16 protein-coding genes are annotated in these 25,716 nt (G+C 71.5%); 8 read left to right on the top strand and 8 right to left on the bottom strand.

Annotated features, from left to right (window positions below; all coding sequences use genetic code 11):
- Window positions 1-10 precede the first annotated feature (10 nt).
- The 3 genes from araA to DZA62_RS06795 all read left to right on the top strand — a co-directional run bounded on the left by araA (window position 11) and on the right by DZA62_RS06795 (window position 6,237).
- Window positions 11-1,519: an L-arabinose isomerase gene (araA, locus tag DZA62_RS06805; RefSeq protein WP_116948168.1), complete on the top strand. Its 1,509-nt coding sequence runs from the start codon at window positions 11-13 to the stop codon at window positions 1,517-1,519.
- Window positions 1,520-1,877: 358 nt separating this feature from the next.
- The gene (locus DZA62_RS06800; RefSeq protein ID WP_116948092.1) at window positions 1,878-4,961 is read left to right on the top strand and encodes a beta-L-arabinofuranosidase domain-containing protein; all 3,084 of its coding nucleotides are present in this window, start codon (window positions 1,878-1,880) and stop codon (window positions 4,959-4,961) included.
- 70 nt (window positions 4,962-5,031) lie between these two features.
- Window positions 5,032-6,237, top strand: coding sequence for a cytochrome P450 (locus DZA62_RS06795; protein WP_157987526.1), 1,206 nt, complete (start codon window positions 5,032-5,034; stop codon window positions 6,235-6,237).
- Between the two features lie 86 nt (window positions 6,238-6,323).
- On the opposite strand, the gene DZA62_RS06790 is transcribed toward DZA62_RS06795, so the two are convergent.
- The 5 genes from DZA62_RS06790 to DZA62_RS06770 all read right to left on the bottom strand — a co-directional run bounded on the left by DZA62_RS06790 (window position 6,324) and on the right by DZA62_RS06770 (window position 17,253).
- Window positions 6,324-9,434 (bottom strand): family 43 glycosylhydrolase, encoded by a 3,111-nt coding sequence (locus DZA62_RS06790; protein ID WP_116948090.1) that lies wholly within the window; start codon window positions 9,432-9,434, stop codon window positions 6,324-6,326.
- A gap of 155 nt (window positions 9,435-9,589) precedes the next feature.
- Entirely contained in the window at window positions 9,590-14,305 is a 4,716-nt protein-coding gene (locus tag DZA62_RS06785) for an Ig-like domain-containing protein (RefSeq protein ID WP_198663481.1), read from the bottom strand.
- A 101-nt stretch (window positions 14,306-14,406) separates the two neighbouring features.
- Window positions 14,407-15,465, bottom strand: a complete 1,059-nt coding sequence (locus DZA62_RS06780; protein ID WP_116948088.1) for a hypothetical protein — start codon at window positions 15,463-15,465, stop codon at window positions 14,407-14,409.
- Between the two features lie 4 nt (window positions 15,466-15,469).
- Window positions 15,470-16,090 carry a hypothetical protein gene (locus DZA62_RS06775; RefSeq protein WP_116948087.1) on the bottom strand — a complete coding sequence of 207 codons (621 nt, stop codon included), beginning with the start codon at window positions 16,088-16,090 and terminating at the stop codon, window positions 15,470-15,472.
- Window positions 16,091-16,227: 137 nt separating this feature from the next.
- The gene (locus DZA62_RS06770) at window positions 16,228-17,253 is read right to left on the bottom strand and encodes a LacI family DNA-binding transcriptional regulator (protein ID WP_116948086.1); all 1,026 of its coding nucleotides are present in this window, start codon (window positions 17,251-17,253) and stop codon (window positions 16,228-16,230) included.
- A 244-nt stretch (window positions 17,254-17,497) separates the two neighbouring features.
- Between DZA62_RS06770 and DZA62_RS06765 the strand changes: the two genes are divergently transcribed.
- From DZA62_RS06765 to DZA62_RS06745, 5 genes are all read left to right on the top strand, one after another.
- Window positions 17,498-18,811: an ABC transporter substrate-binding protein gene (locus DZA62_RS06765; RefSeq protein ID WP_116948085.1), complete on the top strand. Its 1,314-nt coding sequence runs from the start codon at window positions 17,498-17,500 to the stop codon at window positions 18,809-18,811.
- A 79-nt stretch (window positions 18,812-18,890) separates the two neighbouring features.
- Entirely contained in the window at window positions 18,891-19,832 is a 942-nt protein-coding gene (locus DZA62_RS06760) for a carbohydrate ABC transporter permease (protein WP_198663480.1), read from the top strand.
- Between the two features lie 9 nt (window positions 19,833-19,841).
- Window positions 19,842-20,666, top strand: coding sequence for a carbohydrate ABC transporter permease (locus DZA62_RS06755; protein ID WP_116948083.1), 825 nt, complete (start codon window positions 19,842-19,844; stop codon window positions 20,664-20,666).
- A 66-nt stretch (window positions 20,667-20,732) separates the two neighbouring features.
- On the top strand, window positions 20,733-22,673 hold the full coding sequence (locus DZA62_RS06750) for a glycoside hydrolase family 127 protein (RefSeq protein WP_198663479.1): 1,941 nt from the start codon (window positions 20,733-20,735) through the stop codon (window positions 22,671-22,673).
- Between the two features lie 31 nt (window positions 22,674-22,704).
- Entirely contained in the window at window positions 22,705-23,385 is a 681-nt protein-coding gene (locus DZA62_RS06745) for an RraA family protein (RefSeq protein WP_116948166.1), read from the top strand.
- A 115-nt stretch (window positions 23,386-23,500) separates the two neighbouring features.
- On the opposite strand, the gene DZA62_RS06740 is transcribed toward DZA62_RS06745, so the two are convergent.
- The 3 genes from DZA62_RS06740 to DZA62_RS06730 are packed head-to-tail and all read right to left on the bottom strand — an operon-like array spanning window position 23,501 to window position 25,676.
- Window positions 23,501-23,935 (bottom strand): PTS sugar transporter subunit IIA, encoded by a 435-nt coding sequence (locus tag DZA62_RS06740; protein ID WP_157987525.1) that lies wholly within the window; start codon window positions 23,933-23,935, stop codon window positions 23,501-23,503.
- On the bottom strand, window positions 23,932-24,240 hold the full coding sequence (locus tag DZA62_RS06735) for a PTS sugar transporter subunit IIB (protein WP_116948165.1): 309 nt from the start codon (window positions 24,238-24,240) through the stop codon (window positions 23,932-23,934). The genes DZA62_RS06740 and DZA62_RS06735 overlap by 4 nt, the downstream gene beginning before the upstream one ends.
- Window positions 24,241-24,248: 8 nt before the next feature.
- On the bottom strand, window positions 24,249-25,676 hold the full coding sequence (locus DZA62_RS06730; RefSeq protein ID WP_116948081.1) for a PTS ascorbate transporter subunit IIC: 1,428 nt from the start codon (window positions 25,674-25,676) through the stop codon (window positions 24,249-24,251).
- Window positions 25,677-25,716 lie beyond the last annotated feature (40 nt).

Below are 25,716 nucleotides of genomic sequence, written 5' to 3'. Positions count from 1 at the left end.
GGAGATGACGATGGACGACGTGTTCGGTCAGCGCGAGATCTGGTTCCTGACCGGGAGCCAGGGGCTGTACGGCGACGACGCGCTGCGGCAGGTGGCCGAGCAGTCCCAGGCGGTCGCCCGTGCGCTCGACGAGGCCGGCGGCATCCCGGTGCGCGTGGTGTGGAAGCCGGTGCTCACCTCGTCCGACGCGATCCGCCGCGTCGCCCTCGAGGCGAACGCCGACGACGCCTGCGTGGGCCTGATCGCGTGGATGCACACGTTCTCGCCGGCGAAGATGTGGATCGCCGGCTTGGACGCGCTGCGCACGCCGCTGCTGCACCTGCACACCCAGGCGAACCGGTCACTGCCGTGGGCCGAGCTCGACATGGACTTCATGAACCTCAACCAGGCCGCGCACGGCGACCGCGAGTTCGGCTACATCCAGTCCCGGCTCGGCGTCTCCCGCTCGACCGTCGCCGGGCACGTCAGCGACCCCGTCGTCGTGAGCCGGGTGGCCGACTGGGTGCGCGCCGCGATCGGCTACGCGGAGGTGCACTCGCTGCGGCTGGCCCGGTTCGGCGACAACATGCGCGACGTCGCGGTCACCGAGGGCGACAAGGTCGAGGCGCAGCTGCGGCTGGGCGTCTCGGTCAACACCTACGGCGTCAACGACCTGGTCGCGGTCGTCGACGCCGCCGGTGACGCGGAGGTCGACGCGCTGGTGGCGGAGTACGACGACGCCTACGACCTGGTGCCTGAGCTGCGCAAGGACGGCGACCGGCGCGAGTCGCTGCGCTACGCCGCCCGCATCGAGGCCGGCCTGCGCACGTTCCTCACCGACGGCGGGTTCCGCGCGTTCACCACGAACTTCGAGGACCTCGGCGGGCTGCGCCAACTGCCGGGCCTGGCGGTGCAGCGGCTGATGGCCGACGGCTACGGCTTCGGCGGCGAGGGCGACTGGAAGACCTCGGTGCTGCTGCGGACCGTCAAGACGATGGCGGCCGGGCTGCCGGGCGGCACGTCGTTCATGGAGGACTACACGTACCACTTCGGGCCCGGCGAGCCGAAGATCCTCGGCGCGCACATGCTGGAGGTCTGCCCGTCCATCGCGGCGACGACGCCGTCGTGCGAGATCCACCCGCTGGGCATCGGCGACCGTGAGGACCCGGTGCGGCTGGTGTTCGACGCGGCGCCCGGACCGGCCGTCGTGGTCGGGCTGGCCGACGTCGGCGAGCGGCTCCGGCTGGTGGCCAACGAGATCGACGTCGTGGCGCCGGACGAGCCGCTGCCGAACCTGCCCGTGGCCCGGGCCGTGTGGAAGCCGCGGCCGAGCCTGTCGACGTCGGCCGAGGCCTGGCTGACCGCCGGCGGCCCGCACCACACCGTGCTGTCGCAGTCGGTCGGGTCGGACGTGCTGTCGCTGTTCTCCGACATGGTCCGCACCGAGCTGCTGGTCATCGACGCCGACACCACGACTCGTCAGTTCGCCAAGGAGCTGCGCTGGAACCAGGCATACCACCGCCTGGCCCAGGGCTTCTGACCCTCCCCGCACCGCGGTCGACCACGGAGAGACGCCCCTGTCCAGCGCCTTGAAGGGGCGTTTCTCCATGATCGACGGGGCGGCGGGGCCGCGCTGACCCGCGGCCGGCCGACCGATCGCCCCCACCACTGAGACACCCGCCACATTTCATGTCAAATGTGGCATAGTACTTACCGACTCATCGACGCCTGCCGCAGCGGCCGTCGCATCGGGCACCCACCACCATCCACCCGCCGCACCCGGGCAACGGTGCGAGACAGGGGGACGACCGCCGCACATTGTTACCGTTAACACCCGCTGACCAGGGTGTTCACGGATCCCGTCCACTGCCGATCTCGCAATGAAGGGAAGACCGAGCATGACAATCGAGAAGCCAGGCCTGAGCCGCCGCACGTTCGTGCGCGCCTCCGCCATCGGCGCGGCCATGGTCGCCGCACCGACGGCCGTCCCCGCTGCCGCCGCGGCGACCCAGTCCAACGGCGCGGCCGCCGCCGCGACGGGCGGGGCGCCGTACGTCGGCGCCGGCAGCAACACCCCGGTGCGGCCGTTCAGTCCGAACGACGTCCACCTGGGATCGGGTCTGCTGCAGGAGAAGCGCGACCGGATGAAGGCGTTCCTGCAGACGTTCGACGAGCGGCGCTTCCTCGTGCTCTTCAACAACCAGGCCGGCCGGCCGAACCCCGCCGGCGTGTCCAACCCCGGCGGCTGGGAGAACGGCGGCCTGCTGAGCGGGCACTGGGCCGGCCACTATCTGAGCGCCCTCGCCCAGGCCTACGCCGACGGCGGCGAGCAGGTCTTCAAGACCAAGCTGGACTGGATGGTCACCGAGCTCGCCGCGTGCCAGGCCGCCATCACCGCGCGCATGGGCGACCCGGGCGAGGAGCCGGAGGAGCCCGAGGAGCCGGTCATCGGCCGCGTGCCGGGCCGCTTCGGCAACGCCCTGCGGCTCAACGGCGACAGCAACGCCCAGTACGTGCGGCTGCCCCAGGAGGCGGTCTCGCAGCTCACCGACTTCACAGTCGCGACCTGGGTCAACCTCGCCGCGGCGCAGAGCTGGAGCCGGGTCTTCGACTTCGGCACCGGCACCACCGCCAACATGTTCCTGACCGCCCGCGCCAGCGGCAACCTGCCCCGTTTCGCCATCACGGTGAGCGGCAGCGGCGGCGAGCAGCAGATCAACGGCACGGCCCAGATCCCGACCGGCCAGTGGGTGCACCTCGCCGTGACCCTCGCCGGCACCGTCGGCACGCTGTACGTCAACGGAGCCGTGGCCGGCACGAACACCACCATGACGCTCAACCCGACGTCCCTGGGCGTGCCCGGCAACGTCTGGATCGGCCGCTCGCAGTACGGCGACCCGATGCTCAACGGCAGCATCGACGAGTTCCACATCTTCGACCGCGCGCTGAGCGTGGCCGAGCTCCAGTCGCTGCAGAGCTCCGCGGCGGGCACCACCGGCGGCGGCAACATCGCCTGGTACCGGGCCGACGAGGCCGACGGCGCCTCGCTGCTCGACGCCTCGCCGAACGGCCGCGCCGCGGGCATCGTGCCGGTGCCCAGTGGCGACCAGCCGCTCTGGAAGCCGGTCTACCCCGGTTACCTGGGCGCGATCCCGGAGGACGCCGTCATCCGCCTGGCGCCGCCGCGCTTCGCCGTCTACGGCAGCAACCTCGAGACCAACGTCTGGGCGCCCTGGTACACCCAGCACAAGATCATGCGCGGCCTGCTGGACGCCTACTACCTGGCCGGCAACCAGACCGCGCTCGACGTCGTCACGAAGATGGCGAACTGGGCGCACCTCGCGCTGACCGTCGGCGACAAGAACCACCCGCAGTACACCGGTCCGATCACCCGCAGCGACCTGAATTACATGTGGGACACCTACATCGCCGGCGAGTTCGGCGGCGCCAACGAGATCTTCCCGGAGCTCTACGCGCTGACCGGCGACTCCAAGCACCTCGAGACCGCCAAGTGCTTCGACAACCGCGAGTCGCTCTTCGACGCGGCCGTCGAGGACCGCGACATCCTGGTGGTGACCAACCCCGGCGAGATCGGCCGCCGCCGGCCGGCGCGGCTGCACGTCAACATGCACGTGCCGAACTTCACCGGCTACCTGCGGATCTTCGAGCAGACCGGCGATCAGGACTACTTCGACGCGGCGGAGCACTTCTTCGGCTGGATCGTCCCGCATCGCATGTTCAGCCACGGCGGCACCGGCGGCAACTACCCGGGCTCGAACAACAACATCGAGATGTTCCAGAACCGGGACAACATCGCCAACGCGATCGCCCAGGGCGGCGCCGAGACCTGCTCGATCTACAACGTGTCGAAGCTGGCCCGGAACCTGTTCTTCCACACGCAGGACCCGAAGTACATGGACTACTACGAGCGGGCGATCTTCAACCAGATCGCCGGCTCGCGGGCCGACACGACCACGACGAGCAACCCGCAGGTCACCTACTTCCAGCCGCTGACGCCGGGCGCGAACCGCTCGTACGGCAACTCGGGCACCTGCTGCGGCGGCACCGGCGTGGAGAACCACACGAAGTACCAGGACACGGTGTACTTCAAGTCCGCCGACGGCTCGGCGCTGTGGGTCAACCTGTTCGTGCCGTCGACGCTGACGTGGGCCGACAAGGGCCTGGTGGTCTCGCAGGAGACGGCGTTCCCGCGCGAGCAGGGCACCCGGATCACGATCCAGAGCGGCGGCGGCCTGTTCGACCTGAAGCTGCGCGTCCCGGACTGGGCGACGAACGGCTTCACGGTCCGCGTCAACGGCCGGCCGGCGCCGATGCAGCCGCCGGTCCCGGGCACCTACGCGACGCTGCGCCGCACCTGGCGGCCGGGCGACGTCGTCGACATCGCGATGCCGTTCGGGATCCGGGTCGAGCGGGCCATCGACCGGCCGGACACCCAGTCGATCATGTGGGGCCCGCTGCTCCTGCCGATCCTCGGCAACCCCGGCGGCGGCACGTACCGCGAGCTGACGCTGTACTCGCACCTCAAGCTGGACGGCGACTACTCGCGCACGGCGATCACCGCGGCGGGCACCAGCCCGGCGGGCGACCAGCTGTTCACGACGCAGGGGTTCAACCTGCGCCCGTGGTACGTCGGCGACACCCAGGCGCACTCGGCGTACTTCCGCCGGGTGGAGCCGTCGATCGTGTTCGGCGGTGTCGACACCGGCGTCCCGAACGTGAAGCGCAACGACGGCCTGCCGAGCTATGACGTCCCGGTCACCGGCATCCCGCAGCCGGGCACCGACGGCCTGACCTTCCTGGACGTCGTGTGGGACAACGCGCCGTTCAAGAACCACGGCGCGTTCGTCTCGACGGTCGCCCGGACCGCCGAGGACTTCGTCGCGAAGGGCCTATTGACCGACGAGCAGAAGGACACGGTCGTCTCGGCCGCCGCGAACGCGCGGACCGAGCTGGCAGTCTGACGTTCGACGCGACCCGCCGGCCGGTCCTGGGCCGGCCGGCGGGTCACCACCGCACCGGAGGGCGGGACTCTTGACCGACGACTTCAGGCCGATGGAGCTGTGGGAGCCCGAGACCCGGCGCGACCCGTACGCGTTCTACGCGCGGGTGCGGGCGGCCGGCGGCCCCGTCCCGCAGTACGACCCCGCCGGCAACCGGTTCTGGATCGTCGCGCGGCACGCCGACGTGCTCGAGGGCCTGCAGCATCCGGACATCGGCCACGAGGTGCACCGGCACCAGGAGCCGGACCTCTCGCCGTCGCCGTACCCGCCGAGCGAGACCGAGCGGATCTCGTCGCGCCAGCTCATCGCGCTGGACCCGCCCGACCACACCCGGCTGCGGCGGCTGGTCAGCACCGCGTTCACGGCCCGCACGGTGGCCCGGCTGGAGGGCTGGATCGCCGGCGTCGCGGCCGACCTCGTCGCGCACGTCCGCCGGCTGGGCCGGTTCGACGCCGTCACCGACCTGGCCGACCCGTTGCCGGTCAACGTCATCGCCCAGCTGGTCGGCGTCCCGGACGAGGACCGCGCGCGGTTCCGCGACTGGTCGGCGACGATCGTCTCCGCGTCGGACTACGACGGCTCGGCCACGCTGGCGTTCGCCGCGTACATCGACGAGCTGGCGGCCAGGCGCCGAGCCGAGCCACGCGACGACCTGCTGTCGGGGCTCGTCGCGCTGGAGGCCGACGGCGACGCGCTGGACCGCGACGAACTGGTCGCGATGGTGCAGCTGCTGCTGATCGCCGGCCAGGAGACCACCGTCGACGTCATCACCAACGCGCTGCGCCTGCTGCTCACACATCCGGAGCAGTGGCGCGACCTACGCGGCGACCCGTCGCTGGCGAGCGCGGTCGTCGAGGAGACGCTGCGCTACCGCGGGCCGGTCGAGATCGTGCCGCCCCGGTTCACGTTCCGCGAGCTCGACCTCGCCGGCGGCACGATCCCCGCGTTCGAGCGGGTCGGCCTGTCGCTGTGGGGCGCGAACCGCGACCCCGAGGTCTTCTCCCACCCCGACGCGTTCGACGTCCACCGCACCGACGTCGCCGGCCACATCGCGTTCGGCTACGGGAGCCACTTCTGCCTGGGCGCCTCCCTGGGCCGCCTGGAGGCCCGACTCATGCTCGAGGCCGTCGCCCGCGAGCTGCCGGACCTGCGGCTCGCCGACGGCGCCCCCGACGACGTCCGCCTCCACCACGGCGGCGCGCTCCCCCTCACCGTCGGCCCGCCCCCACCCAGTTGATCTTGGAGTTGTTCGCCCTTGCGGGGCGAAATGTCCGATAGATACCCGCAGAACTCCAAGATCAACTGGGTGGGGTTGGTGGGATGTCAGCCGCAGGTCGCGGCCTGGTACGCGGCGACGGCCTCCGACGTCACCTCCTCACCGTCGACGGTTCCGGTGGTCCGCACCGTGACCTCGCCCGCGGGAACCTGGGCCGTGCGCGCGGCGAACGACTGGTAGGCGGCCTGTCCCGGTGCGACGTCGCGGAACGTGCGGGTGCCGTAAGCGGTCTCGACGCGCACGTCGACGGGACCGTCGTGGTCGTTGGTCACGCGCACGGCGACGAAGCCCGTGCGGCCCAGGCAGCGGGGCTCGGCCTCGACCGTCACCGGAACCGCGGGGCGCACGCCCGGGTCGTCGGCGAACACCCGCCACTCCGTCGCCGCGACCGCGGAGAACGTCGTGCCGTTGCCGTTCGCGGCGATGGTCGCGCGCAGCCGGTCGGTGGTGACCGGCGCGAACGTGACGGTGTTGAACGCCGTCGAGCTCGTGCCGTAGCCGGACGGGTCCGCGACGTCGCGCCAGGCCGCGCCGTCCCAGTACTGCAGCACCCATGCGTCCGGCTCGGCCACGCCGTCGCCGGTCCCCTTCGGCTGGTCGCGCCAGAACTTGATCTCGGCACCGGTGAGCCGGATCGGCCGCGACCACGTGTACTGGATCCACTGGCCGGCCGGCCGCGTGCCCGACCACGTGCCCCAGATCTGTGCCTGGCTCGGGCCGGCCGGGTCGAGGCCGTCGTTGAGCGCGGTGACGGCGTTCCAGCCGGCCGTGTACGACGCGGTCGCCGTGCCGAGCGGCGCGACGTTGCCGGTCAGCGGCCCGGAGATGTCCGCCGCGATGACGGCGGACTTCGCCGTCTCGACGTTGCCCGCGGCGTCGGTGGCCCGGAAGAACACCTGGTGCCGCTGCGTGTCAGGGGCGGCGACGGGACCGTCGTACGGCCGCCACTCCCCGCCCGCGCCGATGGCGTACTCGACCTCCGCGACGCCGGACGTCGCGTCGGCCGCGGTGACCGTCACCGTCCGGGCCGCCTCGTCGACGGTGCCGGTGCTGACCGGGGCGGCGCGGTCGATCCGGACCGCGAGGCGCGCGTCCTGCGACGTGTTGCCGGCCCGGTCGGTGACGCGCGCGACGACGGTGTGCTCGCCGTCGCCGGTCACCGTGATGTCGGTGTAGCGCACCGGCTCCGCGACCACGGGTGCGCCGCCGTCGACCGCCGACTCGATGGTGACCCGGCCGCCGCGGTCGTCGGCGCCGGCGATCCGCACCCGCACGTCGGAGCGGAACCACCCGGCACTGCCGGCGCTGCCGCTCGGGGTCAGGGTGACCGACGGCGCGGTCTCGTCGCCCTCGGTGTCGCCGGGGTCGATGACGGTCACCTGGGCCGTGACGCGCCCACCGGCGTAGCCGAGCACCGAGCCCTCGACGGTGAGGGTGCCCGGCGCCGCGACGTCCTCGGGGCCCAGCGCGTCCCAGAACGCCGGGATCTGCAGCGTCTCGCCGGACGACCGGAACGTCACCGGCACGGTGCCGGGCAGCTCCGTCTCACCGGTCTCGACGGTGATCGGCGGCGGCGCGACGGACGCCGGCTGCTCCGCCAGCATCTTCCACTCCTCGACCGCGACGGCCGAGTACGTGCTGCCGTTGGTCGAGGCGTCGAGGACCGCCCGCACCTGCGTCGTCGTGACCGGGTCGAACGTGGTGTCCTGGAAGCCGTTCGTGGCGGTGCCGTAGCCGCTGGGATTCGGCACGTCGCGCCAGGCGCCGCCGTCCCAGTACTGGATCCGCCACGACGCGGGCGCCGCGACACCGACGCCGGTGCCCTGTGGTTGGTCGTTCCAGAACTCGATCTGCGAACCGGCCAGCCGCATCGGCCGGTCCCAGGTGTACTGGACCCACTGCTGCGGCGGGTTGTTGCCGGTCCACGTGCCCCACATGTCCGGCGGCAGCGGGTTGGGCCGGACGATCTCGTCGTTGAGCGCCTTCACCCAGTACTGCGTCGGCACCGGGGTGTTCGAGACCGTGACGGTGGCCTCCTGGGCGACGTTGGCCCGCGGCGTGACGTCCTCGACCTTCGGCGGCGTCGTCACGACCGGCTTGATCCGCGGCGGCGACTGCGTGTCGTCCCACTCGACCCGGTCGATGGCCACCGAGCGGCGGAAGTGGTTGCCGCCCACGGCGTCGGCGGTGTGGTAGGCCAGCCACCATTCCCCGTCGAACTCGACGATGCCCGGGTGGCTGGTCGTCGACGACACCGGCGGCAGGATCGTGCCGCGGTACGTCCACGGCCCGGCCGGCGACGTCGCGGTGCCGTAGGCGATGCACGCATGGTAGTTCGCCGGCGTGCAGGCCGACGTCGGCCCGGCGTTGTTGCCGGCATAGGCGAGGTAGTAGGTGCCGCCCCGCTCGAAGATCCACGCGGCCTCGAAGAAGCCGGTCAGGCCGGTGACGGTGCGCACCGAGCCGATCGGCGTCTTCATGTCCTGCGCCAGCTCCAGCATGCGCAGGTTGCCGAAGCTGCCCCAGTAGACGTAGACGCGCTGGTTCGGCGCCTCGCCGTCGATGAGGATCGTCGGGTCGATGTTGTGGATGGTGTTCGCCGCCGGCACCCGCTGCGAGATGATCGGTGCGCCGACGTGGTCGGTCCACGGCCCGGTCGGCGTGTCCGAGACGGCGACGCCGATGCCGAACTTGTCGCTGGCCGGGCTGGCCGCCTCGTTCACCGGGACGTACCAGTAGTAGCGGCCGTCGACGCCGCGCACGACCTGCCCGGCATAGGCGCGGCCGGGCGTCGCCCAGGTGAAGACCTGCTCCGGGCGCATGAGCGACGGGTGGTGGGTCCACTCGCCGGCGTCGACGTCCGACGTCACGAACGCGCCCCACTCGTTCATGATGAAGTCGTTGCGGGTGGGTCCGGCCTCGTCGTGGCCGGTGTAGATGTAGAGCTGGTCCGCGCCGGTGTCGTTGCCCGGCGTCCCGGCCGGCACCACCAGGGGTGCGGGGTCGGCCGAGTAGTAGCTGCCGTCACCGAGGATCGGGTTCTCGGTGCTGGTGATCGTGACGGGGTCCGCGGCGGCCGCCGGGGCGACCGGGCCGAGCAGGCCGGCGGCGAGCACGGCGGCGACGGCGGCCGGCCCGCCGCGTCTGATCGTGGTCATGGGAGTCTCCTGACGTCGAGCTTTCCGGGTCCCTGGGGAGCGGAGGGGGTGGTGGGTACTGCGCCGGCTCCGCTACGCGGCGGTGAAGCATGCCGCGGGCGCTCTTGACGCCGGCTCCGCACCCACCACCCCTCCTCAGCCGTGCCCGCGTGCGGCTACGACCCGCAGGCGAGTGCCGGGTAGTCGTCCACGGTCTGCGACCGCCGGCTGTCGTCGGCGGTGGCGGCGGTGACCGTCACCTCGCCGGCGGGCAGGTCGCCCACCCGGGTGGCGAACATCTGGTACGCGGCGGCGCCCGGCTGGATGCCGGACAGCGACCGCGACCCGTACGCCGTCGCGAGGGTGATGTCGAGCGGGACGGTGTCGTCGTTCGTCGCCCGCACGGCGATGAACGCCCGCCGTCCGAGGCAGCGCACCTCGGTCGTCACCGACACGTCCACCGGGGCCACACCGTCGCCGACCGTCAGCGTGAGCGTCGTGGACGTGGTGCCCGCCTCGCTCACGTAGTCGGGCAGGATCAGGTCGCCCTGGATCACGTAGACGCCGGGGGTGTCCACGACGGACTCGTCGAAGTCCCAGTCGACGCCGATCGCCTGGTTGTCGCGCGAGCCGTCGTTGTACGACACCTCGACGCGAGTCGGCAGGTGCGGCAGTTCGCCCACGGCGACGGACTGCTCGAAGTGCTGGGCGCCCTGGATCGAGATGCCGCCCTGCGAGTTCTCCGGCCGCACGTAGATCCGTGCCTCGGCGATCAGGCCGTACGTCGTGTTCGTGCCGTAGACGACGAACGGCTCGACGTTGGTCTCGTCGACCATGTCCGCCGTGATCGGCTGCCAGGTGAACGGCAGCGTGCCGCGTGGCCCGCTGGCGTACTCGACGTCCAGCCGGGCCGGCAGCTCCGGCACCTCGCCGACCACCGTGCGCATGATGACCGGGCTGGCCACCTGGCTCACGGTGTCGCCGTTGACCCGCCACCGCAGCACGCCCGTCCCGGCGCCGGTGCCCTGCACGCCGGTGATGCGGATGCGCAGGTGGCTGGTGGTCACCGGCTCGAAGTCGAGGCGGTTGTACGCGTTGCGGGTGAGCGCGCCGGCGTACGTGGAGCCGCCGGTGAGCGTGACGGGTGTCCACGTCTGGCCGTCCGCCGACTGCTCGACGACGTAGGTGTCGGCCCGCGGCATGCGGGTGCCCCCGTTGTCGTCGTACCAGTAGATGTCGGTCGACCCGATCAGCACCGGCGAGTCCCACGAGTACCGCAGCCAGGCCGCGGTCGACGGGGACGTGCCGTTGTTCGGCTGGCCCCAGGTGCCCCAGCCGTTGCCGGCGCCGGGATTGGAGCTGGCCGGCGTGGTGGGCTCGTTGACGCGCAGCGGGTTCTCCCACGACGCGCTGCCGCTGGTGGTGATGGCCGCCAGCGCGCCGAACTCGGCCGACGAGGCCTTCTCGGTGAGCGCCACCTCGACGTCGCGCTGCGTGGTCAGCTCACCGTCCGACGCCGTCAGCCGGAAGACGTAGGTTCCTGCGACAGTGCCGGTGACCTGTGTGGTCAGGGCATTCGGCGCCGCGAAGATGACGCCCGCGCCGTCCGGCTTCGACACCGCCGACCAGCCGTAGGTGAGCTCGCCGGTGTCCGGGATGCCGTCGTCGGTGATCGCGCCGGCCAGCGTCGTGGACAGGTTGCCGTCACGGGACCGGTCGACGGTGACGGTCACCGACGGCGGGTCGTTGACGACGTCGGGCACCTCGCGACCGGAGTCGAAGACCTGGATCTCCGAGATGGCCGTGGCGAACGACGGCGTGTTGGTGAACGCCACTCGCACGCGGTCGGTCGTGACGGTGTCGAACAGCGCCTCGTTGAACTTGGCGCCGGGGATCTTCGGCGACTTGAACGTGTCCGGGACGGTGACCCAGCCGCCGTCGCCGTCGGGCACTTGGATCGTGTAACGCTGCGGCTCGCGGTAGCCGCCGGCCTGGCGGTCGCTGACGAACCACACCTTGACGTTGTCGAACCGCACCGGCTCGCCCAGGTCCAGCTCGACGTAGCCGCCGGGCTCGGTGGTGCCGTAGTTGCCCCAGTACGGCTCGTTGACGGTGCTGCCGTCGGTGACCGCGGCCAGCGCGACCGGGCGCTCCGTCGTGGTGATCGCGCCCGGCGTGTAGTTCATCGAACCGGTGCTCCAGCCGGGCGTGTGGAACTGCCGCCACGGCGTCGGCCGGGCGCCCTGCTGGGTGAACGACGACGACAGCTCGGCGCCGACGGCCAGGTTCGGCGCGTCCTCGTCGAGGTCGATGCCGGCGGTGCGCAGGTACGACGCGACCCGCTCGTCGTCGATCACGGTGTCGACGGCGGAGGGCAGCGCGCTGCCCTCCTCGGCGACGACCGTGACGTCCAGGCCTTCGTCGGCCTCCACGACCTCGTTGGTGTTCGGGTCGTAGACGAACCGGCCGAGAGCGTCGGCGGTGGCCTTCCGCTCGCCGTCGACGAACAGGCTGTAGCCCGCGCCGAGACCGTAGGACGAACCGTCCTCGTCCCACACGATCGTGACGTCCTTGCCGTGGTAACGCAGGTTGTCGACCATGAAGTGGTCGTAGCCGAGGTCGACCGGCCACAGCTCGATCACGTCGTCGGAGCGCGGCTGGATGCCGCCCATGTCCTCGACGTAGATGTAGTTCATGTTGCCGAGCATCACGTGGTTCGGGTTGTTGCGGTTGTACGTGCGCGTGGCCGGGTTCCAGTTCGAGTAGTACTCGGCCTGGTTGGCGACCCTCACGTCGCCGCCGGGGTAGATGCTCCACGCCATCCAGTCCAGCAGCCGCGCGGCGTACTCCGGCGTGACGTACTTCTGCTCCGGGTCGTAGTGCCGCAGCGCCGAGCGGACGGCGCGGTACTGCACGGTGAAGTTGATGTTGGAGAAGTTGTTCGAGCCGCCGATCGCGAACTTCGACCGGTCGTACTGGTTGGCCGTGTAGAACGGGAAGATCGGGAAGTTGTCGCCGTAGCGCAGGAACCGGAAGCCGTCGACGTAGGTCTCGTGGTCCTCGAACGGGATGAGGTTCTCCGCGTACACGTCGTAGAGGTTCGACTCCTTCGCCGGGATGAGGTCCCGCTCGGCCTCGGTCAACGGGTTCTGCGTGCCGCCCGAGCGCGCGCCGTGCGAGGTGCCGGCGAGGAACATCCGCGTCTCCTCGCTCCACAGCCGGCCGAGGATCGCGGCACGGATCTCGTCGGCCTGCTCGCCGACCTCCGCGACCTTCGCCGGGTCGACGCCGGCCAGCTCGTACAGCTGCCGCGCCGCGTCGAACGCGCCCCACACGTACGCCGACTCCGGCCGCTCGATCGTCCGCGCGCCCGGCGCCCCGGCGTTCGTCTTCGGGTAGCCGAAGCTGATCGCGTCGGCGTCGTTGCCCGGCATGTAGTTGGTGTCGTAGGCGATCAGCCCGTCACCGTTGCCGTCGTAGTGCTCCAGTTGGCCGACGCCGTCACCCTCGAAGTAACGGGCGAACCGCTCCGCGACGGCCGCACCGCCGCCGTGGACGTTGTACGCCTCCAGGCCCGCGGTGCCGAGGTACTGCGAGTAGTGGTTGTTCCAGCTGGTGTGGCCGGGGCTGTCGAGGAACGCCGACGAGCCGGACAGCTCGCCGATGTTCATGATCTGCCCGTAGGCGAGGTACGGGTTGCGGATCCACTTCGTGTCCTGCAGGTGCATCGGCTGCGTGAGCGCGACGGCGTTCTGGTACAGGTTCACGCCCTCGATCGTGGTCGGGTACTGATAGACGTAGCCCGGCTCGTTCGCGTCGAGGCTGTTGTAGCGCTCGCCCCACCAGCGGTAGACGATCGCCTTCTCGACGGCCGCGTTCGGCACGTCGATGTAGGGGATGTCGGCCGCCCAGCGCCGGTTGAACTCGGTGATCGCGCTGCGGGTGGCCTCGGTCGGCGCCTGCTCCGCGTACTCGCGGAAGCTGGTCAGCGAGTCAGTAAGGCTGGCGGAGTAGAGCACGCCGACCACGGACAGGTCGACCGACCCGCCCGCGGGAACGGTCACCTCGCGATCGAGGTTGGTGCCGTTTCGCGTGAAACCAGCGGCCTTGAGCCCGACGGTCACCCGCGACCACGGGGTGTCGATCAGGCCGTTGTTGGCGCCGCTGGTCAGCGTCCGGGTGCCGGTCAGCTCGTCGGGAGCGTCGGTCGACGTGGTCGCGAGCGGTGCGGCGGCGCGGACGGTGAACGTGACGGGAGCGGCGCCCGGGTTGCGGAATCTGAGGGCGGTGACCGCGACGTTGTCGTAGGTGATCAGTCTGGTCTGCTCGGCGACGACCCCGGTCGTGCCGACGGTGTACTGGCCGCGTGCGTGGCTGGGCGCGTTGAACCGCTCGGCGCCCACCTCGGCGACGGTCTGGCCGGGCACCGTGACGGTGTAGAAGTTGCCCAGGTTGTTCGGACCGCCGGCGTACGCGCTGCCGGCGAACCCCATGACGCCGAAGTTGCTGTTGCCGCGCATGTACAACGTGCGGCCTCGGGTCTGCAGGACGTTGTTGCCGCTGGTCCCGCGGACGCCGAGGATCCGGTCGAGGTAGTAGTCGGTCCCGCCGGCCGCGAGGTCCTTCTCGAAGATCGACTGGTGCATGTTGCCCGCGGTGTACGGCACGCCGGGCTCGAGCGCGGCCTCCACCTGGTCGGCATTGAGGAACGTGGGGTCGCCGATGTCCATCGTGTCGGTCAGGCCGTCCGTGTAGAGGCCGACATCGCTCTCGTTGCCCGGCAGTACGTGCGTATCCGCGTAGGCGGCGCCCGGTAACAGCACCAGGCCGCCGCAGGCCATCACGCCGCTGGTCGCGGTCGCGATGGCTCGTCTGAATGTTCGTCCCGACATCACCGTGTCCTCTCCATCGGGGAACCAGGAAATGTGAACGCTAACAACGCGTCCCGGTCACGTTTCGAGCCGCAGCGCGGCGGTCGGCAAGGGTCAGCGGATCACCTCTTCACGGGGTGTCGGTGGACGTCGGTCACGGACTGCCGGTCCTGCGTCCGGGCCTCGGCGGCGCCTTCGGCCCGGGCCTGGTCCAGCAGCCGCCGCAGCCGGTCCCGTCGCTGCCGCGACAGCCGCCGCAGGACGAGCACGAGCAGGACGACGAGCAGCACCAGGAGCAGCTGAGCCAGCGGCAGCGCCCACGCGGTGGCGCTCAGGGCCACCACCGCGGGTGGCACGAGCACCGACGACCCGTCACGCACCCGCGGCTCGACGGTGAGGTCCGCCCGCACCGGCCCGAGCGGCCAGACACCGGGCACCCGCACCGTCTGCTCGATGCGCCCGCCGGGCAGCAGCTCGCGCGGCTCGCCGCCGTCCGTCGCCGGGGTGTCACCCAGGACGGTGCCCGCGGCGGCACTGCCGGCCGCGGTGAGGCCGACCGTGCCGGTGTTGACCGCCTCGTAGTGCACGACCAGGTCTCCCGGCGCGAACGGGTTCCACGACGGCTCGTACGAGACGTCGGTGATGTGCGCGTCCAGCGCGGCCACGGCCTCGCCCGCGACGGTGAGGTTCACCCGCACGCCGACCCGGCTCTCGACCGCCACCTCGGACCCGGCGGACAGGATCGACGCCGCGATGCCGGCCGGGTGGTCGCCTGGCTCGGCGGTCTCCGGCACGGCGACCTCCACCGGCAGGACGACCGACTCACCGGCGCCGACCGTGGCCTGCTCCGGGACCGCGAGCCACGCGCCACCGTCCGTCGGCGGTGTGCCGGACGGCAGCATGTCGAAACTGCCGCGCTCGGTGAGGTAACCGTCGTTGGCGCTGATCGAGAACGTCACCGCGACCGCCGAGTGATTGGTCACCGCGACGTGCTCGACGGCCCGCCGGCCCGGCTCGAGCACGACGTCGATGATCCGCCGGCCGTCCGGGCCGGTCTCGTCCGCCGGCCGCACCGACCAGGTGACCGGGGCGTCGGCGGCGATCGCCGGGGCGAGCTGCCCGGCCACGGCGAGCACCGCGGCCACGAGCGTCAGCGGCACCACGCGGGAGAGGCCGCTCATGGCGCTACTGGTCGAACAGCGACAGGGTCAGCACCGAGTGGTACTCGCCCGGCTCGACGTCCGTCGGCGTGCGCAGGGCCAGCTCGGCGGTGACGTCCCAGCTACCGGTCTCCTCCTCGGCGCTGAACGTCGAGATCAGCAGCTCCTGGCCGACGAGGCCGACCGCGGGTGCGCCGCTGCCGTCGGGGATGACGCCGGAGACCGGCTCGCCCTCGGCGACGTTGCCGGTGGGCGACGGCGTCAGCAGCTCCGGCCGCCAGCCGAGGTGGTCCGCACCGATGGTGTTGTCGCCGCCGGCGAAGTCGCCGGCCTGGCCGACGACGGCCCAGAACGCCCCGTCCGGGATCTCCTCGGGCGTGCGGGTGTCGCTCACCGTCACCGTCGGGAGCGTGCCGGTGAACTGCCGGGCGGTGTCGTCGGAGCCGTCCTCGGTCAGGACGACGCCGTCGTTCGGCGCGACCGTGAGGGTGAGCTGGCCGGGCGGCGTCAGGTCGTCGATGACGACCGACAGGTCGACACCCTCCTCCTCGTCGGCCACCGCGGCCGTGGCCGAGCCGGCGAGGCCGAGGGCCACCAGGCCGAGGGCGGCCAGGACGAGCCGCGGTCTGACGTGTCGTGTGCTCATGTCGAACCTCTCCGTCGTTGGAGCCTGGAGCCGGCCGAGTGGCCGGCCCTGGAACGAACACTGCGTGACACCGGCGGAGGCGTTGTTAGCGTTCACACTTCCGCCGGGCGGACATCCGGACCGGGCGCCGCACGAGCTCACCCGGGGACGGTCGAGCCGCGGATCACCACCCGGGTGTCCAGCGCCTCGACCCCGGACCGTGGCTCGCCGTCGATGGCGGCGAACAGACGTTGCGCCGCCACCCGTCCGAGCCGTTCGAAGTTCATGTCGACGCTGGTCAGGGCCGGACGGGCGCCACTGGTGAAGATCTCCCAGTTGTCGAAGCCCATGACCGCGACGTCGTCGGGCACGGTGCGGCCGTGTTCCCGCAGCGCGTCCATGACGCCGCGGGCCACCTGGTCGCTGCCGCAGAGGATCGCGTCGAGCTCGGGGTGCTGGCCGAGCAGCATGGACGCCGCCGCGCGGCCCCAGCTCTCGGTCCACGACCCGAACCTGGCCTCGCCGACCAGCTCGAGACCGTGATCGGCGAGCGCGGCGAGCGCGCCCTGGGCGCGTTCCTGCGAGGCGCCGTAGGTGGGGTCGCCGCTGATGTGGGCGATGCGGGAGCGCCCGGTGGAGACGAGGTGGTCGACGGCGCTGCGGCCGGCGCCGACGTTGTCGACCACGATGGAGAGGTCGTCCGGGTCCTCCGACGGCGCGTAGGCGTAGACGACCGGGACCGGCAGCTCGCGGCCCAGCGACGGCCGCGGGTCGGTGCGGCTGCCCACCACGATGAGGCCGTCGACCCGACGGCTGAGCAGTGCATGGACGTGGTGCTTCTCGCGGATGGCGTCGCCCCGGGCGTCGCACAGGAAGACCGCCACGCTGTCGGCGCCGAAAGCGTCCTCGGCCCCCATGAGGATCGGGATGGAGAACCGGCCCTCGAGGTCGTTCGTGAGCAGCCCGACCGTGCCGGTGCGGTCGGCCAGCAGGCTGCGGGCCAGCTCGTTCGGTGAGAACGAAAGTTGCTCGGCCGCCTCGACGACACGCGCGCGGGTCTCGGCGCGCACCTGCTTGCGACCGTTGAGTGCCTTGGACGCGGTGGCGACCGAGACGCCGGCCAGGCGGGCGACGTCGTTCAACGTCACCTTGCGCGAGGCCGACGACGGCACGGCGTTGTTCATGCTGGGGGAAGCCTCCGTAGACGAACGTTTCGGTTCACTGTACCCGAGCACCCCGAAATCGGATAGAGCGACTTTCGTGATCGATTTCTTCGTCTCGCCGTGTTTCGAGAATTCCCACGCCACAGAGGGTTGACGCCGCCGAATCGACCTCCTACGGTCACAGAAAGCCTTTTCGGCACTTTCGTTCCCGGTGCCGACAACGGAGGCATCCCACCCAGATTCGGTCCCACCGGGGAGACGGACGATGCGACGTAGTACCAGGACACGGGCGACGACGGCCGTGACCGCTGCTGTGCTGGCGCTCGTGATGAGCGCCTGCGGCGGTGACGATGACACCGGCACCGCCGGCGGCGACGGCGACGGCAGCTCCTCGCCGGAATCGCTGGCCGAGGGCGTCGACGACGGCAGCACCATCACCATGTGGACCCGGGCGGCCACCGAGGCGCAGTCCCAGCGCCTCGTCGACGCCTACAACGCCAGCCATGAGAACCAGGTCGAGCTGACGGTCATCCCGACCGACGACTACCTGCCGCGGGTCGGCACGGCGGCCGGCGCCGGCGAGCTGCCCGACGTGCTCAGCCTCGACGTGGTGTTCGTGCCGCAGTTCACCACCGCCGGCGCGTACCTCGACATCACCGACCGCATCGACGCGCTGCCGTTCGCCGACGACCTCGCGCAGTCGCACATCGAGGTCGGCACACTCGACGGTGCCAAGTACGTCGTGCCGCACACAATGGACCTGTCGGTGCTCTTCTACAACAAGAGCCTCTACGAGCAGGCTGGTCTCGACCCCGAGGCGCCGCCCACCACCTTGCAGGAGTTCGCCGACCACGCCCGGGCCATCGACGCCCTCGGCGGCGACGTCAACGGGACGTTCTTCGGCGGCAACTGCGGCGGCTGCTTCGTGTTCACCTGGTGGCCGAGCATCTGGGCGTCGGGCGCCGACGTGATGAACGAGGACGGCACCGAGTCGTTCCTCGCCGAACCCGAGGCGCAGGCCGTCTACGACGTGTGGAAGGGCCTGGTCGACGACGACATCGTCGCGCCTGGCACCCAGGACGAGGCCGGCCCGACGTGGACCGGCGTCTTCCCCGAGGGCAACATCGGCGTCATGCCGATGCCGTCCACGACGCTCGGCCTCATGCCCGACACGTTCGAGACCGGCGTCGCGCCGATCCCGGGTGTCGACGGCGGCGAGTCGACGTTCGTCGGCGGCGACGCCGTGGGCATCTCCAGCAACAGCGAGGTCCCGGACGCGGCCTGGAACTTCATCGCCTGGACGCTCGGCGACGAGGCGCAGGTCGAGGTGCTGGCGCAGAACCGCGACGTCGTCGCCCGCACCGACCTCGCGTCGAACGAGTACTCCGACCAGGACCCGCGCCTGGTGACCATCAACGAGGTCGCGGGCGTCGGCCGGACGCCGTACTCGATGCGCTTCGGCGAGACGTTCAACGACCCGCAGGGCCCGTGGCTGCCGCTGGTGCGCAACTACGTCTTCGGCGACGGCTCGACGCTGGAACAGGACAACGAGGCGGTCGACGCGTCGTTGCAGAGCTGACCGGCTCCGGTGGGGTCGCACCCCGCGGCCCCACCGGCACCCGTCCCGTCAGCACCCGGCCAGAGGAAGGACCCGACGCTTGGCCAGCCCAGTCCTGCGCGAGCCCGCGGCTCCGCCGGCGCACCAGCCCCCGAGCTCCCGGGCGTGGTGGCGCACCCGGACCTTCCAGGGAGCGATGTACGCCGCACCCGCCGCGATCTTCGTCTTGCTGCTGTTCGTGGTGCCACTGCTCCTGGTGGGCCGGATGTCGGCCAGCGAGTGGCCGCTGCTCAAGGGCGGCCAGGGCCTCAACCTGCCGGACAACTACGCCGGCATCGCCGACGACCGGCTGTTCTGGCCGGCGGTCGGGTTCACGCTGAAGTACACCGTCATCGTCGTGGTGGTGCTGCTGGTCCTCTCGATGGGGATGGCGCTGCTGGTGCAGGAGCGCCGCCGCGGCGTCGGGTTCCTGCGCACGGCCTACTTCCTGCCGGTGTCGCTCGGCCTGGCGTCGGCGTCGCTGCTGTTCTGGGGCTTCTACAGCCCGCAGATCGGCCCGATCGACCCGCTGCTGCAGTGGCTGGGCATCACCGACGAGCCGATCCGCTGGATCGGGACGCCGAACATGGCGCTGTTCTCGTCGATCATCCTCGTCGTCTGGAAGTTCGCCGGGTTCTTCATGCTGATCCTGATGGTCGGCCTGCAGTCGATCCCGACCGAGGTCTACGAGGCCGCCCGGGTCGACGGCGCCAGCAAGGTGCAGTCGTTCTTCCGCATCACGCTGCCGCTGCTGCGCCCGTCGATCGCGCTGTGCCTGATCATCTCGATCACCGGGTCGCTGCTGGCGTTCGACCAGTTCTTCATCCTGACCAACGGCGGTCCGGACAACTCCACCACCACCGTGGTGATGATGATCTACCGGGAGGCGTTCCGCCGGTTCGACCTCGGCTCGGCGGCCGCGCTGTCCGTCGTCGTGCTACTCGTCCTCCTGGTCATCAACATCGCCCAGTTCCGTTACCTGCGCCGTGGCGCGGACGACTGAGGGGCGACGATGAGACTGCGACAGGCCATCGGCCGCACGTCGTTCTGGGTGTTCGGCGGCGGGCTGGCGATCATGTTCCTCGTCCCGCTGATCTGGACGACGGTCGCGTCGGTGTCGCCGCACGGCGCGACGGCGCAGCAGGACGGCTACGGCCTCAACAACTACCGGACGCTGACCGAGTACGACGCCGGGCTGCCCACGTACCTGTGGAACAGCGCGTACGTCTCGATCCTCACCGTCGTGTTCACGCTGGGACTGTCGCTGCTGGGCGGTTACGCGTTCGCCCGGTTCCGGTTCCCCGGCCGCGACCTCCTGTTCCTGCTGATCATCGCGATCCTCATGGTCCCGTACGCGACGCTGCTGGTGCCGCTGTGGGTGCTGATGGGCGAGCTGGGGCTGCGGAACTCGCTGTTCGGCCTGGCGCTGGTGCTGACGCTGTACCAGCTGCCGTTCTCGATGTTCATGATGCGTATCTCGTTCGAGGCCGTGCCGCGCGAGATCGAGGAGTCCGCGCTGGTGGACGGCTGCGGCACGTTCGGCGTACTGCGCCGGGTGCTGGTGTTCGCGGTGTGGCCGGGCATGATCACCGTCGGGCTGTTCGCGTTCCTGCACGCCTGGAACGACTTCATCGCGCCGCTGTTCATGATCAACGACAGCTCGCGCTATCCGCTGTCGCTGGCCATCGCCACGCTGCGGCAGCAGACCATGGGCGCCGTCGACTTCGGCGCCACCCAGGCCGGCGTCGTGATCATGGCGCTGCCCTGCCTGCTCCTGTTCGTCCTCCTGCAACGGCACTACGTGCGCGGCTTCATGTCCGGAGCACTGAAGGGATGAGCGGCGCACCTCGGCCGCTCTCCCCGTCCCGCCGTCCCACCGACCCCTCCTGGAGGTGAATGCATCGTGCCCGCCGACCTGACCGCCGATGCCGGAACCCGCGACGACACCGGCGGCCGGCCCGTGGTGCCGAGCATCGGCCGCCTGCGCCCGCTCGGACTGCGCGAGGTGCGCATCACCGGGGGCTTCTGGGGCCACCGGCAGTCCGTCAACGCCGCCGCCACGCTGGAGCACAACCTGAGCTGGGAGCGTCGGGTCGGCTGGATCGACAACTTCGCCGCCGTCGTCGAGGGCCGGGTGGGCCGGGACCGCCGCGGCCGCGAGTTCTCCGACTCCGACGTGTACAAGCTGATCGAGGGGATGGCCTGGGAGGTCGCGCGTACCGGCGACGAGTTCGCCGCCGCGTCGATCGACGAGCTGTCCAAGGTGATCGAGCGGGCGCAGGAGCCCGACGGCTACCTCAGCACCGCGTTCGGCCACGACGGCCAGGGCGGGCGGTACTCCGACCTCGAGTGGGGCCACGAGCTGTACTGCTACGGCCATCTCATCCAGGCCGGCGTCGCGCTGCTGCGCACCGGCGTGGACGGCCCGCTGGCCGACGTCGCGATCCGGGCCGCCGACCACATCTGCGCGACGTTCGGACCGGACGGCAACCAGGGTGTCTGCGGGCACCCGGTGATCGAGATGGCGCTGGTCGAGCTGTACCGGGCCACCGGCGAGCGGCGCTACCTCGACCAGGCGAAGCTGTTCGTCGACCGCCGCGGCCACGGCACGCTCGCCGACGTCGAGTTCGGCCGCGCCTACTTCCAGGACGACGTGCCGATCCGCGCCACGGAGGTCTTCCACGGGCACGCGGTCCGGGCGCTGTACCTGGCCTCGGGCGCCGTCGACGTCGCGGTCGAGACCGGCGACGACGAACTGCTGGCGGCGATCGAACGGCAGTGGGCAGCGACCGTCGCGCGGCGCACGTACGTCACCGGCGGCATGGGCGCGCGGCACATGGACGAGGCGTTCGGCGACGACTTCGTGCTACCGCCGGACCGCGCATACTCCGAGACGTGCGCCGCGGTGGCGTCGGTGCAGCTGAGCTGGCGGCTGCTGCTGGCCACCGGCGACGTGCGGTACGCGGACCTCGCCGAGCGGACGCTGTACAACGTGGTCGCCACGTCGCCCGCCGACGACGGCCGGTCCTTCTTCTACGTCAACACGCTGCACCGCCGCCGCGTCGGCGCCCTCCCAGCGACGGACCGGCACCACCCGCGGGCGGAGTCGAGCATCCGGGCGCCGTGGTTCGACGTGTCCTGCTGCCCGAACAACCTGGCCCGCACGTTCGCCAGCCTGGCCGCGTACCTCGTCACCTCCGACGACGACGGCCTGCAGGTGCACCAGTACGCCGACGCCGAGGTGTCGACGCGGCTGGCCGACGACCGGCCGGCGGGATTCGAGATGCGCACCGGGTACCCCGACGACGGCGCCGTCGTCCTGCGGGTCACCGAGACCTCGGCGCGGCCGTGGACGCTGTCGGTGCGAGTGCCGGCGTGGGCCGGCGACGGCGCGGTGCTGGTCGGGCCGGACGGCACCCGTCGACCGGCCCGTCCGGGCGTCGCGTCGGTGACCAGCGCGTTCGCCGTCGGCGACGAGGTGCGCCTGGAGCTGCCCATGCAGCCGCGGTGGGTGCGCGCCGACCCGCGCATCGACGCGTTGCGCGGCACCGTCGCCGCCGAGCGCGGCCCGCTGGTGCTGTGCGCGGAGTCCACCGACCTGCCCGCCGGCCGCGACGTCGACGCCGTCCGGGTGGACCCGTCGGCCCCGATCTCCCCCGGCGGCGACGGCGCGAGCCTCGCCGCCGGGGCGCTGGTCTCCGACGACGACCGCGGCTGGCCGTACGCTCCCGACGCCGACGCCGGCACGGCTACGACACCGGCCCGCATCCGGCTCGTGCCGTACCACTCCTGGGCGTCCCGCGGCCCGTCGACAATGCGGGTCTGGCTGCCCACGACCGAGTAGCCCCTAGCCCCCTAGCCCCTAGGGTGTGGCCATGTTCGAGAACCTGACCACCGCGCACCTGGCCGACGCCTGCCTGCGGGCGGGCGTGCCGGTGCGATGCGCCGCGCTCCCGCCGGTCGTCGCGGGGACGCGGGCGGCCGGGCGGGCGCTGCCGTGCGTCCACGTCGGCAGCGTCGACGTGTTCCTGGAGGTGTACGAGTCGGCCGGGCCGGGCGACGTGCTGGTGGTCGACAACGGCGGCCGCCGCGACGAGGCGTGCGTCGGCGACCTCGCGGTGCTCGAGGCGCGGGCGGCCGGGCTGTCCGGCGTCGTCATCTGGGGCCTGCACCGCGACACCGCCGACATCCGCGCCATCGGGCTGCCGGTGTTCAGCCTCGGAGCCCTGCCCACCGGGCCGCGGCGGCTGGACCCGCGCCCGGCCGACGGCGGGTTGTCGCGCGCCGAGGCGGCCGGCTTCGAGGTCACCCGCGACGACGCCGTTCTGGCCGACGACGACGGCGTGGTCGTGGTGGCCGCCGACCGAGCGGCCGAGCTGACCGACCTGGCCGCGGCGATCCGCGACACCGAGCGGCGGCAGGCCGAGCTCGTCCGCGGCGGCACGACCCTGCGCGACCAGCTCCGGTTCGGCGACTACCTGGCCCGCCGCCGCGACGAGCCGGACCACACCTTCCGCGCCCATCTGCGCGCCATCGGCGGCGCGATCGAGGAGTGACGACGCCGCCCCGCCGAGCCGGAAATGATCACGTTGAGCATGCGTGCTCCCGCTTCCCTCGGCATGGATGCCTGCTGAAGCAGGAGCAGGCCTGGGCCGAGGCGGGATGGACGCGCTAGCGGACGGCGCTCAGCGCGCGCACCGCGGTGGCGCGGTCAGGCGCCAGGCGCAACTGGTCGGCGAGGCCGGCCAGCAGGTGCTCGGCGAGGTTCCGCAGCAGCACCAGGTGCGCGGCGTCGTCCGGCGAGGCGAAGGCCAGCACGACGTCGACCGGGTCGTTCTGGTCGTGGCCGAACTCGACCGGCGCCGCCAGGACGGCCGCCGCCAGGCACAGCCGCAGCGCGCCGTCCTCCGGGCGGGCGTGCGCCAGCGCGATGCCCGGCGCCAGCACCATGTACGGGCCGTGGTCCTCGGCGATCGCGATGCAGCGCTCCGGGTAGCGCGGCTCCAGTGCGCCCACGCCCACCAGCGGCGCGCAGGCCGCGTGCACCGCGCCGCGCCAGTCGTCGGCGCGCACGTCGACGATGGCGTCGATCACCGGCTCGGTCACGACAGCCAGCCCTGCTCGCGCAGCGCCTCCTCCAGCTGCCGGCGCAAACCCTCGACGTCCATGAAGTTGCTGATGGCGAGTACCACCGGCGCGACCGAGCCGAGGTCGTCGGCGTGCAGGCCCTGCGCGATGGCGACGTCGGCCTTCATGCCGCGCGCCGACGAGACGTCGGTGTGCTCGACCTTCGCCTCGACGCCGAGCGACGCCAGCGCCTTCTCGGCGTTCATCTTGAGGATCAGGCTGCTGCCCATGCCGACCCCGCAGACGGTCAGGACGGTCAGCGGGCGGTTCGGTGCTGGCGACATCGAGTGGCTCACCGTTCTCTCGAGGCTTCGGGCTGCTCCTCCGACTCTGCCAGGGTCGCGTCGTCGCGGCGCTGCAGACGCTTGAGGAACCATGTCCACACCCCGAACACCGCCACGACGACCAGCCCGGCCAGCAGCACGCCGTTGTCGCCGAACCCGGAGAACAGCTCGCCCAGGCCGAGCAGCAGCAGGATCATCAGGTACCAGTCCGGGTCGGCCAACGTGGCCAGCTCCGGCGCGGTGTCGGACAGCAGGTTCCAGCCCAGCCACTGGCCGAACGCCAGCGAGACACCGGTGACGACGCCGGCCAGCACGGCGCCCCGCCAGCCGCCGAACGCGTTGCCGAACACCGCCGCGCCCGCGCCGACGAAGAACAGCATGATCATCGGCGGCACCAGGACGAACCAGCCCGCCGCGGCGAACACGCCCATCAGCACGAGGAACGTCGCCGTCGTCGAGACGAAGCCGACCATGACCGCCGTCGGCGCCACCGGGAAGATCGTCGGCGCGTCCAGTGCCGGCCGCGAGCCCGGGATCGCCTTCTCGCTGATGCCGGTGAACGCCGGCACGATCTCGGCCAGGAACATCCGCACGCCGTAGAGCAGGATCGCGATGCCGGCGGCGAACCGGAGCGCGGCGATGATCCCCCACACCCACGGGTTGATCTCCGGGTCGTACGCCGCCGCCTGCGCCTCGACCACGCCGCCGTCGGCGAAGGCCAGCCCGGCCAGCATGATCAGCCCGATCACGACCGCCGTCGACACCGTGACGTCCTTGAAGAACGACAGGCGCTTCGGCAGCCGCACCTGTTCGACGTCGTGCTTCACCGGGTCGCCGGCCAACGGCGCCAGCTTGCCGCTCAGCCACGCCACCGACGAGCTGGTGTGCCCGTAGCCCCAGTCGTCGGAGCCGATGACGCGGCGCATCATCGGTGCGATGAACAGCGGCTGGACGGTCCAGTAGCAGCCGGCCACCGCCGACCCGACGAGCACCAGCTGCCAGCGGTCCAGCTCGCCGAAGACCTGCACCAGCGACGCGGTGATGACCACGGCCATCCAGAACAAGAGGTGGCCCGTGAGGTACACGTAGCGGGTCTTCAGCGCCCGGACCAGCACCAGGTGCACCACGAAGCCGAGCGTGATCACCAGCGCGACGTCGCTGCCGTGCGTGCCGAGGAACTCGTCCAGCGTGTTGCTCGACGACGGCGGGTCCAGGCCGACCGCGCTCGAGACGATCGCCTGGAACGACGCCAGCCCGCCGACGAACACGTCGACGCCGATGAACAGGATGATGATCCCGATCGTCGCCCGGATGGCGCCGCCGACGACGTCCTCGACCGGCTTGCGCTGCAGCAGCAGGCCGACGGCCGTGATCAGGCCGATGAGGATCGACACCTCGTTGAACAGGTTGGTGGCGAAGAACTCGAGAACGTCCACGGGTCGGGTCTCCTCGGTCTCGGCGCTCGGACACCCCCCG

The sequence above is a fragment of the Jiangella endophytica genome, assembly GCF_003427025.1.
Classification (GTDB): Bacteria; Actinomycetota; Actinomycetes; order Jiangellales; family Jiangellaceae; genus Jiangella; species Jiangella endophytica.
Note: the sequence above shows the minus strand (reverse complement) of the source record. Positions and strands in the feature narration are given on the sequence as shown.

Bases quoted from the DNA above. Each gene is read 5' to 3' on its own strand.
- araA (WP_116948168.1), top strand. From the start codon at position 11: ATGGACGACGTGTTCGGTCAGCGCGAGATCTGGTTCCTGACCGGGAGC.
- DZA62_RS06800 (WP_116948092.1), top strand. From the start codon at position 1,878: ATGACAATCGAGAAGCCAGGCCTGAGCCGCCGCACGTTCGTGCGCGCC.
- DZA62_RS06790 (WP_116948090.1), bottom strand. From the start codon at position 9,434: ATGACCACGATCAGACGCGGCGGGCCGGCCGCCGTCGCCGCCGTGCTC.
- DZA62_RS06785 (WP_198663481.1), bottom strand. From the start codon at position 14,305: ATGTCGGGACGAACATTCAGACGAGCCATCGCGACCGCGACCAGCGGC.
- DZA62_RS06780 (WP_116948088.1), bottom strand. From the start codon at position 15,465: ATGAGCGGCCTCTCCCGCGTGGTGCCGCTGACGCTCGTGGCCGCGGTG.
- DZA62_RS06775 (WP_116948087.1), bottom strand. From the start codon at position 16,090: ATGAGCACACGACACGTCAGACCGCGGCTCGTCCTGGCCGCCCTCGGC.
- DZA62_RS06770 (WP_116948086.1), bottom strand. From the start codon at position 17,253: ATGAACAACGCCGTGCCGTCGTCGGCCTCGCGCAAGGTGACGTTGAAC.
- DZA62_RS06765 (WP_116948085.1), top strand. From the start codon at position 17,498: ATGCGACGTAGTACCAGGACACGGGCGACGACGGCCGTGACCGCTGCT.
- DZA62_RS06755 (WP_116948083.1), top strand. From the start codon at position 19,842: ATGAGACTGCGACAGGCCATCGGCCGCACGTCGTTCTGGGTGTTCGGC.
- DZA62_RS06745 (WP_116948166.1), top strand. From the start codon at position 22,705: ATGTTCGAGAACCTGACCACCGCGCACCTGGCCGACGCCTGCCTGCGG.
- DZA62_RS06735 (WP_116948165.1), bottom strand. From the start codon at position 24,240: ATGTCGCCAGCACCGAACCGCCCGCTGACCGTCCTGACCGTCTGCGGG.